The organism is Dehalobacter sp. 12DCB1 (assembly GCF_004343605.1).
Taxonomy (GTDB): domain Bacteria; phylum Bacillota; class Desulfitobacteriia; order Desulfitobacteriales; family Syntrophobotulaceae; genus Dehalobacter.
In genome coordinates this window covers 13,375-24,973 of record NZ_POSF01000005.1, presented here as the reverse complement: position 1 = coordinate 24,973, position 11,599 = coordinate 13,375, and the positions used below count along the sequence as shown (strand labels likewise).

Below are 11,599 nucleotides of genomic sequence, written 5' to 3'. Positions count from 1 at the left end.
TTACTCACCTCCGGTTTCCTGTACGGGAGCGTCCGGTTCTGTAGGAGCATCCTGCGCTATCGGAGTGTCCGATGTTGCCGGCTGGTCTGTCGGTTCGCTGTTCTGCGCTGCGGGAACCGGATACAGCGCGTTGATCACCTTGTCTTGCAGCTCGGTAAATTTGGCGGCGTTCCCTTTTTCGCCTCTGTAGACGAGGGAAAGATGGAGCTTGCCGTCCGATTCCAGCTCCGCGAGGATTTTTGCCTGCTCCGGGGAAACCAGCAGGGTGACGGTGGCGGGAAGCTCACGCCCGTCCGCGTTATCCTCGGCGTTATCCTCGGCGTTATCCTCGGTCTTTTCGCCGGTATCGGTGTCGTTGCCCGTGCTGGCGGTTACGCCGATGACCTCCACATAGGTAAGCTCCGGGGGGATCACGGTGGAACCCTGCTTTCGGTAATCCGGGGCGATGACCGACACAATATCCCCTGAAATCAGCTTGCCGGATAGCCCCTGCGCGAAGCTTTTTATGCTGACGGAAATAGCCTGCTTGTCGCCGGTTAAGCTGTACAGATAGGCGTTTTCAGCGGCGGGCATGTCGGATATCTTTTCCGAAAGGATGTAGTCACCGGTGATTAGATCGGTCTTGGCGTATTTTCCGATCACGGCTTCACTCTGACGGATCACGTCCTCCGGCAGGTTGTAGCCGCCGACCTCCACGGTCTGCACCGTGTCCTTTGTGATCTCGTCGCCGGATTTGACGTCTTTGACCACCCGTACAATAGTTGTTTTCTGCGACACGCTCTGATTGAACAGGGGCGTAAGCGCAAAGCAGATGAGTAAAGAAAGCACGATGCAGAGCGCGCCAAGCACCATGCGGTTCCTCAAAAATCTCATAATGTGTTCCTCCTTGTTTAGTGAATGAAATAGACCATAAGGCAGCCAAGCGATAAAAAGGGCGCGAGGGGGTATGCCCTTGGCATATCCCTCACGCGCAGCTTTTGGATGATGGCATATACGCCGTAAAACAGAGACAGCACTAAAAAGCCCACGACTATGGCGGTCATGCTTGGGCGCAGTCCCAGCACGAACCCTGCCGCTGCCATCAGCTTGATGTCCCCGCCGCCCATGCCGTCCTTCTGGATCAAAGCGCCAATCAAAAACGGCACGCCGGCGAGGATGCCCCACAGTTTTCCCGGCTCAAAAGTCAGCAGTCCGGTTATGGCGATGAGCAGGCAGAGGATGTCGGGAACGGTTCTCTTACGGATATCCCAAAAGCAGGCCGCAACCAGCAGGGCAGTAAAAAAGCCGCCCTGAAGGAGGAGCGGCAGCTTAATTGCCATAATTGAACATATCCACAATGCGGTCCCGCAGAGTCGGCAGGATCGTTTCGCCAAACAGGGCGTAAAGGGCGCTGAGGATGAGTGCGCCGACCACAACTGAAATCAAAATTTTGACAGCAGTGTCTACGAAGCCTTCTCCGCGCTGGGAACAGAGGATGACCCGCGTCATGAAGAACAAATTCCTGATCTTGTCGATTACCCTTGTGATCGTGCTGACGGCCTTGTTGATGAGCTTCTTAATAAACTTTTTCATTGAGAATTACCTCCAGTTAAATTTGATGTATGGTTGTTGAAGAGAGGACGGCGGGGCTTATAGCCCCGCCATCTGCATGCCGGCCCGCTGCTCCGGCGCCTGGTCAAAAGGGGGCGTATCTGCCGCCTTCTGCTGGTTCGGGCTCTGGCTTTGAGCGAGAGCCTGACGGTATGCGTCAACGACCGCCTGGTTCAGCTGTTCCCTGAATTCCTTGGTGACAGGGAAGCAGATGTCCTTGTACTCGCCATTTCGCGCCTTGTAGCTGGGCATGGCGACGAACAGCCCCTTGGCGCTGTCCATCACCTTTACATTGCGAATGGCAAGGCAGTCGTTGAGGTTGATGGACGCAAAGGCCCGGACGTTGCCCTCCGGACGGATGGAGCCGATTTTGACGTCCACCTTCATGGGATATGCCGGGGTCTGCGTCCTTTCGGCGGTATCCGCCTGTTCGGGCGCTGCGGCGTTCATGTTCTTTGCCATTGTGTTTTTCCTCCCTTATTTAAATTCGGACAATAAAAAAGACAGCGTTGGCTGTCGGGAAGCTACAGGCTCATGGTCATGCCTTGCGCGGGTCCGTCATCTGTCGTGAACTCCACCTCTCGGAAATGGGTGCGGTCTAAATAATAAAAGGAGCTTCCCTCCGCACTGTAGAGTTCGACGATGTCGGAAACCGAAAGCGGATGGCCGTGAAAGCCCTGCGGACGCTTTTCGTGGAACCTGTCATAGATGACTTCCAGATCGTTTGTATTGAGCTGCCCGTCATAAGCCACGGTATAATCCTGAATGTCGGGTTCCGGCAGGGCCTTGCCAAAGGATGCAATGTCCCGCCACGTTTCGGAACCGGGCTTAAGCTGCCAGATGCGGCAGTTCTTCAGCGGGACAGCGTTTCCATCCGATATGTCCGGAACGCCGTTTGCCAGCCGCTCATAGACGCCGTCCGCCCAGCGAACCGTGAGGTTGTTTTTCGCTAACCATTTCGCAAGCTCATCGTTTTGAAACAGGGTGTCCATGATGGCGGCATCTTTGTCGACGTACCCGGCTGGGTTACCGTAGAAGAAGATACAGCCGTTTCTGTACTCTATGCCGCGCATGGCGATATTCCTCCTTTGCCGCTAAGTCATATTCATCCCACCTATCGAGGGAGCGTCCGTCTGCTCCTGTTTTGCAGCCTGGATCTCCGCCAGCTTCTCCCGAGCCCACTCGGGCATGGCGTCGTCGCGCAATACGCCGACAAACTGGCTGCGGTTCCAGCGGGTTTTTTCACCGTCGCTGAGACAGGTGGCAAACACTGCCCGGCCGGAGCTGTTAGGACGGCAGCCGAAGCCCCCGGTCGCAAGCCAGAGCTGATCCTCCTGCCGCCAGCAGCTCTCCTTGAGCGTATCCGGCGACAGCACCAGCACCTTTCCCTCAAAATCCTGCTTATTTTTGTCCGGCTCACAGTGGGTGTGGTCAAACAGCCCCAGCGCCTGATACACACGGCGATATTGGTTGATGAAGCCGTCCAGCACGGCGGGATGGGAGCCGACGATGAAATCGGATTTATGATCCTTATCCGGAGGGATATAGGTTTGCTTTGACCATTCCTTGTTGGATTGGCTGAAGCGCCCATCCCCACTCAGTTCCCGCAGGGTATTGGCGAGGACGAAATTTACACGTTTAAAGCCATACGCGGCGATCACGCCCTCGGCGCAGTCTGCGTTCAGGTGCATCCCGTCAAAGTTCTGCCGAATGGCTTCCTTGATGGCTTTTTTGCAAGCCACATTTGCCCTGTAGCTCTCGCGCCAGAGTTCCAGCTCGTTGTTCCGCTTCGCTTCCTCTCTGGAATATGGGTAGAGGTACACATCAATCTCCATAGACGATATCCTCCGTGATGAGGTGTTCTTCCAGTGCGTCAAGGCAGACGCCGGAATTAATGAAAACATCCAGAAATTCCTGCGGCACGTCGCTCAGATCGAACTCGTAATCGGTCGCCACGATTGTTACAGTTCCCTCGTCCCCGTCAACATAGGCGGCGAGCTTGGCGCCCTCCGGGATGGACGCTTCATCCAGCAGATACTGAGGGATATGGATTTCGTCGCCGTCGTCAAGATTGTCCGCCGCGCATTCCTCACAGTCATGGCAGGGGCCGCAGACCTTTGCCAGATGTTCGGTCAGCTGCGCGGCAAGCTTTTTCAGCCCCTCGACGGTTTTGATCATCTCCATGGCCGTCATGCGGCCTCCCAGTACGACCACCGCGTGGTCGAGGGCGTGGATTTCCGCCTTTTTTGTTTCCGAGAGACCGGTCATCTCAACGATGGCAGCGGGGATTTCCAGGGCCGGCTTGGAATTTTCCTTAACGAATTTCATGAGTGCTTTCCTCCTTCATAATGACGGCTCCATGGTGAAGCCGCTTTCCTGTGCTGTTTCCTGATGTTCATTCTGAGAGCGCAATCCCTCGGACCACTGCCGCAGTTCCTCCGACGTGACGGAAATGCTTTCCTTATCCAGCACGGTCAGCAACTTGGCAACCGCTCCAATCTCATTTGCTGCGGCACTCAACCCCGCGGCGTCCAGATGCCCACCCGACCGGCGCATGGCAGCGCCAAAAGTGATAGCATACTTTCCGCTATGCCAGTCCGGACGGAGTATTGTTTCGATATGGACGTATGCGTCGTCGGCGGGATGGAAGCACGGCTGCCCGATGGAGCCTGTGGCGAGCCGATGCATTCCGCCGGTAGCGGACTCTATCAGTTCCACAGCGTTATTGAGCTTTTCAATCTCTGTCAATGAATTCACCTCCAGTGCAATCAAACAGAGTTATCTGTGCCGGCATATTTCTCTGCCGTTCATGCAGATCATAGTTGGCTATCAGCAATTCCTCAAACAAGCAGCCGTTATCGTACCGCTGCTTGATGTTGTTTATCCTGCTGACTCTCTCAATATGGATGCCCGGCTTGTCATACAGATCCCACGCAAATGGGCAGTCGTTATACGACATAAGGAATTTTCCCATGATGCTCATTAGCGCGTCCCGCAGACGAATATGGTCTATTTCGGTGAAGCCGTTCTCTCCAATATTGCTGTAATACTTTTCGGTTGCGATGTAAGGTGGGTCAAGGTAAAAAAAGCTCTCCGGGCGGTCATACTGCCGGATGAGCTTCACGCAGTCCTTTTTCTCAATGACCACTCTGGCCAGCCGCCTGTGGGCCTGCTCGATGAGTGGGAAGTTCGACCACATGTCGTGAGGCTGGCTGCCGAAGCTGGTCAAACTGCTGGCGTAGGAATAGCGGATGAGCTGATAGAAATACGCTGCCCGCTGTACATCGTCTGCAGTACTGTCTGTGGCGAGGATATTTCGCGTAATCTCAAAATCCTCGCGGGAATTGAGAACGAAGCGTAGGGCTTCGATCAAATCCAAAGGTCGGTCGCGCACGCAGCGGTAAAGGTTTGTCAGCAGACTGTTAAAATCGTTATAGACCTCGAAATCATTGCCGGGCGGCTTGTGAAACAGTACCCAGCCCCCACCGCCAAACACCTCGATGTACCGCTCGTAAAAGAGCGGAAAACGCGGAACGATCACATCTCGTAAGGCTTTCTTTCCGCCGATCCAACTCATGAAGCTGTTCAAAAAGCGCCATCCCCCTCCAGCGGCAGGCGGGTCTGCCCTTCATCCGAATAGAGGGCGCGCGCCTTGATCAGCCCGCGCTGAGCTTCGGAAATCTTTTTAATACGGCTTGTGAGCTGCCGGATGGTTCGATTCAGTTCGTCCTCGGTGGCGGCATAGCAATAGCCATACTCGAAGCTGCATATGGGGACGCCCTCCGAGCGCAGACAGTTGACAATCCCGCGAAGCTCGCGGCCTCGGATATCGAACGCACTTTCCAGCTTCCGGCTGGTAATTGCCCTGCTTTCGCCTTTATGGAAGTCCTTCAGGTATCCGGCGATTTCTTCTTGAAGCATTGGAACGCCTCCTTTTTCCGGGGCGTTTTCCCGAAAAAAGGCACAAAAAAGCAGGGCCGCTGTCCTCCTGGGAAAACGGCCCTGTTTATCTTTTTGCTTTGGGTAATATAAATGGCGGGGAATTTATCCTCTCTGCCTGATTACGTCAGCTCCTGTCAGGAGAACGCACGTTTATTTTTTGCTATCCTCATCATCTCCTTCGCTTGGAGCGCACAGATCACTGTCGATGCCATTCGGATCAATATCCTTTTTGTGTATGATCTGAAATATTTTCTGCGGTGGCGGAGGGTCGCCTCCCGCTGCCCTCCATCCGGCGATAAAGGCAATGCGAACCATCGCAAACAGGGCGTTCTCCGCTTGGTCGTATTCTCTGCGGTCAAGAAAATCGCCGAATGCCTTTTCAAAGTCGTTGCTGTGCATATGCTCCACCTCACTGTGTATAATACCATTTATAGATAGCTAAAGCAATATATTATCATGTATTTGCTTGACTATGCTTTGTCTTAATTTTCGGATTTATTTTGTAAACTATTAAGTGAGGGGGCAAGGTAAATATGGATACGAAACACTACAAGGACTACGTTCAAATTGGACTCAACATACTCTACTACCGCAAGGAGCAGGGCATCACGCAACTGCAGCTTGCGGAAATGACATCTTACAGCAGAAACCACATCCAACAAATTGAGACCGCTCGCGCGGTCCCAAGCGTTGCGGTGCTTCTGGACATTGCCAAGGCTCTAAAAATTCCGGTAATGAAGCTGTTCGAGTCCAGATAAACGAAAGCCCGGCGATTGATTTCGCCGGGCTTCTACATTCCCATGGATGGATTTTTAGGGGCAAGGTCATTCCTGCGGCTGAACTCGCAAATAAATTCCTGACTGTTTCTTGCGATGTAGCCGTGAGCGCAGGGCTTCAGGCGAAGCCTGTTGATCTCGGTCTTGCAGTAAGCGGCGTAATCAAAATACATCCCTATGGCAGTATCGGGATCGACGATTTTTCTTTTGCGGGCCAGATCCTTCCCGAACTTTTCCCAATGCTGTTCGGTAGGGATAAAGTCATAACACCGGAGGTTTTGGGTGATGTCCAGCGCCTCGTCCAGTCGGGTGCAGCCCTCCAGCTCCATCGCCGCCCGAAACCGTTCCTCGAAGCAGATCATGCCCTGCCCGCATTCCTCCAAAACATAGCCCAGATTGTTGCCGTCCTCGATGAGCTGTTCAAGAGAGTCGTACTGTTCCGCGAGATCGGTGATATTGTCAAGACAGCACTTTGCCTCCAGCAGATCCACGTTGCCCAGCTTGTTGAATTCCAGCGTGACCAACTCGCCCAGCGCGACCGCAAGCTCATCCGGCTCGCCGGTGTGGATTTCATGATCGGGGAGCTTCACCCACACGCCCTCGGGACAGTGTTCGGATGCAAGCTTCAGCTTCACGCTCCAGCCGCCTGTCATCTGGCTGAGGTTTTCGCCGTTATATATCTGGCGGCAGGGGCTGGTTTGCTCCACATAGCCGCCTGATACAAATACGCCGCCGTGCCGCTCTCGCAGGTCAACGCCCCATCGTTTAAGATCGAGATAGGGCATCTGATCGGCAGAGGCTGCCTCTCGGTATTTTGCATAGTAGTGGCCGAGGGTTCTGTCTTCCATTGCCGAGTAGAAAAATTCAAAGTTGTCGAGCTGCTCGGTGAGATTGATGAGGTCGGCGGCATTGTCGATTGACTGGAGCCTCGCAGCGCCCTCCAGCAGATATCCCTCTCTGACCGACATTTCCACAAACCGCCTGTCGAGGAATGCCATTTCCTCCGGCGTGCCGGAAAGCTCTTTCCAGGGATAAGGGTACGGATAATCTTCCATACTGTTTCACCTCATTTTCATGTTTTGGTCGGGATCGTCGGAGTGCTTCTCCAATTCCGGCTGATCCGGATAGCAGTAATCAATCATTTGGGCCACCTTTTCGGGGACATGGTCGAGATCCACATGATGGTCCCGTTCAATATATACGGTGTACCAGTAATCATAAGGGATATAGACATCCGAGAGATATTTGGAGTCGGCGGACTTCATTTCCTCAGAGCCGTCATCGATAATACCTCTCGGCGAAAAAAGAAGGTGCCGTAATGCTCGCCGGAGGATTGCAGGTCGAGCGTTACGATCCCAAGCCCGATGTGTTTTGTGTTTTGTCCCCGAATAACGGCAGGCATGTCGACAAACTCATAACCGCTGTCGAGGTTATCTGTGTGGTAGACTTTCACGAAAAGATCGTGCATTTGCTTCAGGATTTCTTTAGCGTATCCATCGTTTTTGGTGTTGCAGGATCGGTCCAGCTTTGCAAAGTCCACCGTTGGAAGTATAGCGTTTAGCTTTTTGATATAGGCGGCCTGCAAATCTTCGTTGCTCATGCCTGGCCTCCCATCTCCATATGCCGGCCGGGACGCACGAGGCATTGCTCCACTGTTTGACCGCTGGGAGAGAAGAGAATGCCGTAATCAGTACTGACTGCCTTATTCCGCTCCATCAGCTTCTCTCCGTAGCGGTAGAAGTTCTGGCTCAGCAATTCCGCCTTAAGGGGAATGGTGCATTTGGCAAGCTCCGCTTTCGCGTAATCCTCCGGAGAGGCGATTTCACGCAGGAGTCGGAACTCGCCGGCTTGATAAGCAAGATCGAGCGCGTCCTCCAGCGCGATATCCTTGGGGGCTGACTCCAACATCGCCTTATATGCCGGGATGCCGCCCTCGTCGTTGAGCCTTTGGAGCTGAGCAGACAGATCCCGAACCGTATCCAGATTCCCATACTCCAACGCATCAGTTATTTTTTCAGTCAGACGAGGGACAATGCAGTCCACGGCAATAAAGCCGCATTCCTCCGGCACAATTGCATCCACCTCACTCATCGCCATTTGCAGAGCTGTCTCGGAAGCAGGAAACTCCATTACAGCAGATAACTGCTGATCGTCGCCGGGCGCTTCAAAGAATCGTTTCGTGACATGGAGAAGTACTGTGTAATCCGGCTTTTCAGTAAGGATCGCGTCACCGCTTTGGTATGTCTGCGCGATTTCGCCGTTTTGCACCACATAACCGCTCGGGGTAAATACTCCGCCCTCTCCGTCGTGCATCTCTTTGCCGATCTTGCCATAGTCCAGCCATGGGAAGACTTTTTCCGGCAGGGTTTCCAGTTCGGGAACAAAGCCGTTTTCCTCATAAAACTTACCGAGGGACTCGTTATCGTGAGCTTCATATACGACCTGGCAGTCGGCTGTGCTGTGGGTCATGTTGATGAGCCGCTCCACGGCGATGGGAGCGTAATCGGTGTGAACGGTGTCCATCATGACCATTCCCTCGAAGCAGTCCAGCTCCCACTCGCTGAGCGCCGCCAGCCGCTGGGCAAGATGGTTTAATTCATATAGATTGGTGCTTGGGCTGAGAAACTGCGGCAAATAGTCCAACTTGCAGCTCGTGATTTCCATAGAGTAGATGACGCGCTCATCGATTACGCGGGCCTTATCCAACGCGTCCAGTATCTCATAGGGGGTGGCGGGGAGCGTAAGCGTCGCCGATGTATTGGCTCCAAACGAACAGGGACGGCTGATTTCCAGTTCAAAGATTCTGTCCGGTTTCGCGGGGCTGCCGGCCGTCATGCCCGCAAACTCCCAGCCAAATATGGCTCCGGTAATCATTGCGTTTTCCTGCTCCGGCGTGACGCCGCCAAGCTCCTTGTTTTCCTTATCCGCGATGGCGCGGTTTCGGGATCGGTCGCCTTGATCCAGAGGCGACCGGAAAAAGCCAGTCGTACCTTGGGTGATAGTGACGAGTCTGCCGTCGAAAGAGAGAACAGCATAGCATTTTTGTGGCAGGCTGTTGTTTTCTCTGTCCTTATTCAAGCGTCATCCCTCCCATCTGCTGGCTCTGCTCCAGTTCATCCTTTGTCCTGATGCTCCAGCTTTTATCGCTGCTCCAGAGACTGACATTGATCTCGCCGTCCGTGGTTTTAATGCCCCTCTGCTCAAAACCCTCTCCAAAGCCGTCAGATGCCTGCCCGGAAATATATTCCTTAAGCTGCTCCAGCTCCTGATCGGTCAGTTTGCTCTGAACCCGGCACTCGGCCACGCCCATCAGCTTATTCTGAACCTGTTCCACCGTGAAAACAAAGGACTGTACTTTGCGGCATACGCTGTCATCCTCATGGTAATATTTCATGAGCCCGCGCTCAGCTTCATCCGGCATTCGCTCTTTAACAATGGCGGCGAGAATGCTGTCCTTATGCGCAAGAACGTCATAACGGTCAAGCTCGACGGCCTCATTTTCCAGATCGCCCCATCTGTTGCGCTCGTAGGCCGTAACGGTGAGCGGCATATACAACTTGAGCGTTTGAAGCGGCTGCGGAATGACCGAGAAGCGGTCCAGGCCGGGGATGAGGGCGAGGGTGCGTCCGTTATCCCAATTCATATGAATCTGGCACGCATCGTCGATATGGTCGAGGGTTCCCTCGGTGCCGGGGGGCACAGGGGCATAGGGGTCTTTCATCTCGGTGAGCCGGATGCGGGTACCGGGCGGGTACTGCTCCCGCATAAATTCCGCCCATTTTAGATGCTGGTTCATGCTACATGCCTCCTATCTGTTGGATTCCTGACTGCTGCTGTTCTGAATCAGGGCTGTCCATATTTTGTTTCCAGTGCTCATGCACTGCGTCAAACGCCTCATTGTTTTGGATGGGACGATTCTGGCTGTTAGTCCACTCGATATAATGACCGAAGTCCATGCCGCGCTCCAGAAGCATTTGTGCCGCTTCTGTGTTGCCGGTGTTAATACAGGCGTGGAGCGCCCCGTAATTATGGGCTTCAATTTCCATGCCCTGCTCCAGCAGATGCGTGACCGCCCAGGGACTCCGTTGGAAGGCGCGAATCACATCGGCAGCGGCCTCATCTGCGTGAATTCCTTTCTTCACCAGCTCCGAGGCCGTTATATAATCGTCCCGCAAGGCTACCTGATGGAGCAGCCGGGGGGAGGCGCCGCCGATTTGCTCGGGGGTAGCCTGCTTCAGCAGTGCCTTGGCGATATAATTTTTTTCGCCATAGGAATAGATGATCACATCGCCATAATACGTCTTGGGGAGATCGGCGACGCAGTGTTCGGCCTGTTCGTAAAACAGCCGCACCTTTTCAACTTCACCTGTATCGACGGCGCGTTTGCTCGCTTTGAGGTATTGCCCACCGGTCAGCTCTTTTGCATCGGTGAGCAGAAGCATCGTCATCTTTCTGCCGACCGCGCCCGGCCTGCCTGCCGCAAGGAGCAGCAAATCGGCGGCTTTATCCGGCACTTTTGGGTACACCGTCTGAAATGCCGGCAGGTTACCGTCTTCAATGGCCAGCATCGCCATGTCATAGTCGCTGATTTTCAGCGGACGTTCGCCAACCTCGTTGACAAACTCGGTAATGCTGCCTGTCACACGGCGCAGAAGCTGTTCCACACCGACGAATTCCTGCTGCAGTTTGCTGCGGTGTTCTACAAGGCTATCAATCAACAACCGCTGTTCCTCCCGGTTCAGGTGCATGACCATGCCGTTGGGACTTTTCGCTTCTCCAAGCCGGATATATCGGGCATAGGTGCCGCCGTCACCGTTGAACGCCTTTGTAACAGCGGAAGCGATGAGGTACATGCGGTCAAGGTCGCTGCCGGTATCCCCAAGGGTTTTGCCGGTAGCAAAGCTCTTTGTTATCTGTTTTTCCTGCTGTTGATCGTACCATTTGAAATAAATATCCAGATAGACGCCCTCGCTGCCGCCGTAGTCAACGGTACAGAAAAAATTGGCGTCTTCGGGTATTTCCTTGCCGTTTCTCCATTCGCCGTCCATCAAAAAGTATTCGTCTGGCAGATAGCCGGTGCTTTCAAGCCGGTGCTGAAGCTCTGCAAAAACCTCCTGCGCCGTGCGCTGGCCGACACGCCGGACGGTGCCCGGTTTTTCGGGATTGGGTTCCCAAATATCGAAATCAATTGTATTCATCGTTTCCTCCTGCTTTACAGCATCTGGCCATCCTGAAAGCCATGTACGCGCTGGTTTCCAATGAACCGGAGCAGCCAAATTCCAGTTCCATCA

18 protein-coding genes are annotated in these 11,599 nt (G+C 53.9%); 1 reads left to right on the top strand and 17 read right to left on the bottom strand.

All coding sequences use genetic code 11. The features are described from left to right. From cpaB to C1I38_RS02720, 11 genes are all read right to left on the bottom strand, one after another. Positions 1-873, bottom strand: coding sequence for a Flp pilus assembly protein CpaB (cpaB, locus tag C1I38_RS02770; RefSeq protein ID WP_119776778.1), 873 nt, complete (start codon positions 871-873; stop codon positions 1-3). 17 nt (positions 874-890) lie between these two features. Continuing rightward, the gene (locus C1I38_RS02765; protein WP_119776777.1) at positions 891-1,319 is read right to left on the bottom strand and encodes an A24 family peptidase; all 429 of its coding nucleotides are present in this window, start codon (positions 1,317-1,319) and stop codon (positions 891-893) included. Beyond that, positions 1,309-1,572, bottom strand: a complete 264-nt coding sequence (locus C1I38_RS02760; RefSeq protein WP_119776775.1) for a DUF6133 family protein — start codon at positions 1,570-1,572, stop codon at positions 1,309-1,311. Before C1I38_RS02760 ends, C1I38_RS02765 begins: the two co-directional genes overlap by 11 nt. Before the next feature lie 57 nt (positions 1,573-1,629). After that, positions 1,630-2,040, bottom strand: a complete 411-nt coding sequence (locus tag C1I38_RS02755; RefSeq protein WP_243103765.1) for a SpoVG family protein — start codon at positions 2,038-2,040, stop codon at positions 1,630-1,632. 74 nt (positions 2,041-2,114) lie between these two features. Then, on the bottom strand, positions 2,115-2,663 hold the full coding sequence (locus C1I38_RS02750; RefSeq protein WP_119776772.1) for a YodL domain-containing protein: 549 nt from the start codon (positions 2,661-2,663) through the stop codon (positions 2,115-2,117). A gap of 21 nt (positions 2,664-2,684) precedes the next feature. Further along, complete coding sequence (locus C1I38_RS02745) at positions 2,685-3,425, bottom strand: DUF3849 domain-containing protein (protein ID WP_119776770.1); 741 nt, start codon at positions 3,423-3,425, stop codon at positions 2,685-2,687. After that, a complete protein-coding gene (locus tag C1I38_RS02740; RefSeq protein ID WP_119776769.1) occupies positions 3,415-3,918 on the bottom strand; it encodes a hypothetical protein in 504 nt (167 codons plus the stop codon). The genes C1I38_RS02745 and C1I38_RS02740 overlap by 11 nt, the downstream gene beginning before the upstream one ends. 15 nt (positions 3,919-3,933) lie before the next feature. Further along, positions 3,934-4,338, bottom strand: a complete 405-nt coding sequence (locus tag C1I38_RS13975) for a hypothetical protein (RefSeq protein WP_119776767.1) — start codon at positions 4,336-4,338, stop codon at positions 3,934-3,936. Beyond that, the gene (locus tag C1I38_RS02730) at positions 4,325-5,167 is read right to left on the bottom strand and encodes a DNA adenine methylase (RefSeq protein WP_119776894.1); all 843 of its coding nucleotides are present in this window, start codon (positions 5,165-5,167) and stop codon (positions 4,325-4,327) included. The genes C1I38_RS13975 and C1I38_RS02730 overlap by 14 nt, the downstream gene beginning before the upstream one ends. An 8-nt stretch (positions 5,168-5,175) precedes the next feature. Continuing rightward, complete coding sequence (locus C1I38_RS02725) at positions 5,176-5,511, bottom strand: hypothetical protein (RefSeq protein ID WP_119776765.1); 336 nt, start codon at positions 5,509-5,511, stop codon at positions 5,176-5,178. 171 nt (positions 5,512-5,682) lie between these two features. Further along, positions 5,683-5,931: a hypothetical protein gene (locus C1I38_RS02720; protein ID WP_119776764.1), complete on the bottom strand. Its 249-nt coding sequence runs from the start codon at positions 5,929-5,931 to the stop codon at positions 5,683-5,685. Between the two features lie 134 nt (positions 5,932-6,065). Here C1I38_RS02720 and C1I38_RS02715 point away from each other — a divergent pair, with 134 nt between their 5' ends. Beyond that, positions 6,066-6,290, top strand: coding sequence for a helix-turn-helix transcriptional regulator (locus C1I38_RS02715; protein WP_119776762.1), 225 nt, complete (start codon positions 6,066-6,068; stop codon positions 6,288-6,290). Positions 6,291-6,322: 32 nt separating this feature from the next. On the opposite strand, the gene C1I38_RS02710 is transcribed toward C1I38_RS02715, so the two are convergent. The 6 genes from C1I38_RS02710 to C1I38_RS02690 are packed head-to-tail and all read right to left on the bottom strand — an operon-like array spanning position 6,323 to position 11,506. Further along, on the bottom strand, positions 6,323-7,363 hold the full coding sequence (locus C1I38_RS02710; RefSeq protein WP_119776760.1) for a hypothetical protein: 1,041 nt from the start codon (positions 7,361-7,363) through the stop codon (positions 6,323-6,325). A gap of 6 nt (positions 7,364-7,369) precedes the next feature. Further along, on the bottom strand, positions 7,370-7,573 hold the full coding sequence (locus C1I38_RS14210; RefSeq protein WP_243103756.1) for a hypothetical protein: 204 nt from the start codon (positions 7,571-7,573) through the stop codon (positions 7,370-7,372). Then, the gene (locus C1I38_RS14205; protein WP_243103755.1) at positions 7,570-7,908 is read right to left on the bottom strand and encodes a hypothetical protein; all 339 of its coding nucleotides are present in this window, start codon (positions 7,906-7,908) and stop codon (positions 7,570-7,572) included. The genes C1I38_RS14210 and C1I38_RS14205 overlap by 4 nt, the downstream gene beginning before the upstream one ends. Continuing rightward, complete coding sequence (locus C1I38_RS02700) at positions 7,905-9,386, bottom strand: antirestriction protein ArdA (protein ID WP_119776759.1); 1,482 nt, start codon at positions 9,384-9,386, stop codon at positions 7,905-7,907. Before C1I38_RS02700 ends, C1I38_RS14205 begins: the two co-directional genes overlap by 4 nt. Continuing rightward, positions 9,379-10,104 (bottom strand): DUF4314 domain-containing protein, encoded by a 726-nt coding sequence (locus C1I38_RS02695; RefSeq protein ID WP_119776757.1) that lies wholly within the window; start codon positions 10,102-10,104, stop codon positions 9,379-9,381. Before C1I38_RS02695 ends, C1I38_RS02700 begins: the two co-directional genes overlap by 8 nt. Position 10,105: 1 nt before the next feature. After that, positions 10,106-11,506: an ankyrin repeat domain-containing protein gene (locus C1I38_RS02690; protein ID WP_119776756.1), complete on the bottom strand. Its 1,401-nt coding sequence runs from the start codon at positions 11,504-11,506 to the stop codon at positions 10,106-10,108. Positions 11,507-11,599: the final 93 nt, after the last annotated feature.

What these genes read in the sequence shown, in the direction of transcription:
- C1I38_RS02725 (WP_119776765.1), bottom strand. Translation starts at nt 5,511, where the DNA reads ATGCTTCAAGAAGAAATCGCCGGATACCTGAAGGACTTCCATAAAGGC.
- cpaB (WP_119776778.1), bottom strand. Translation starts at nt 873, where the DNA reads ATGAGATTTTTGAGGAACCGCATGGTGCTTGGCGCGCTCTGCATCGTG.
- C1I38_RS02715 (WP_119776762.1), top strand. Translation starts at nt 6,066, where the DNA reads ATGGATACGAAACACTACAAGGACTACGTTCAAATTGGACTCAACATA.
- C1I38_RS02740 (WP_119776769.1), bottom strand. Translation starts at nt 3,918, where the DNA reads ATGAAATTCGTTAAGGAAAATTCCAAGCCGGCCCTGGAAATCCCCGCT.
- C1I38_RS14205 (WP_243103755.1), bottom strand. Translation starts at nt 7,908, where the DNA reads ATGAGCAACGAAGATTTGCAGGCCGCCTATATCAAAAAGCTAAACGCT.
- C1I38_RS02695 (WP_119776757.1), bottom strand. Translation starts at nt 10,104, where the DNA reads ATGAACCAGCATCTAAAATGGGCGGAATTTATGCGGGAGCAGTACCCG.
- C1I38_RS02765 (WP_119776777.1), bottom strand. Translation starts at nt 1,319, where the DNA reads ATGGCAATTAAGCTGCCGCTCCTCCTTCAGGGCGGCTTTTTTACTGCC.
- C1I38_RS14210 (WP_243103756.1), bottom strand. Translation starts at nt 7,573, where the DNA reads ATGAAGTCCGCCGACTCCAAATATCTCTCGGATGTCTATATCCCTTAT.
- C1I38_RS02750 (WP_119776772.1), bottom strand. Translation starts at nt 2,663, where the DNA reads ATGCGCGGCATAGAGTACAGAAACGGCTGTATCTTCTTCTACGGTAAC.
- C1I38_RS02720 (WP_119776764.1), bottom strand. Translation starts at nt 5,931, where the DNA reads ATGCACAGCAACGACTTTGAAAAGGCATTCGGCGATTTTCTTGACCGC.
- C1I38_RS02745 (WP_119776770.1), bottom strand. Translation starts at nt 3,425, where the DNA reads ATGGAGATTGATGTGTACCTCTACCCATATTCCAGAGAGGAAGCGAAG.
- C1I38_RS02710 (WP_119776760.1), bottom strand. Translation starts at nt 7,363, where the DNA reads ATGGAAGATTATCCGTACCCTTATCCCTGGAAAGAGCTTTCCGGCACG.
- C1I38_RS02690 (WP_119776756.1), bottom strand. Translation starts at nt 11,506, where the DNA reads ATGAATACAATTGATTTCGATATTTGGGAACCCAATCCCGAAAAACCG.
- C1I38_RS02730 (WP_119776894.1), bottom strand. Translation starts at nt 5,167, where the DNA reads ATGAGTTGGATCGGCGGAAAGAAAGCCTTACGAGATGTGATCGTTCCG.
- C1I38_RS02755 (WP_243103765.1), bottom strand. Translation starts at nt 2,040, where the DNA reads ATGAACGCCGCAGCGCCCGAACAGGCGGATACCGCCGAAAGGACGCAG.
- C1I38_RS02760 (WP_119776775.1), bottom strand. Translation starts at nt 1,572, where the DNA reads ATGAAAAAGTTTATTAAGAAGCTCATCAACAAGGCCGTCAGCACGATC.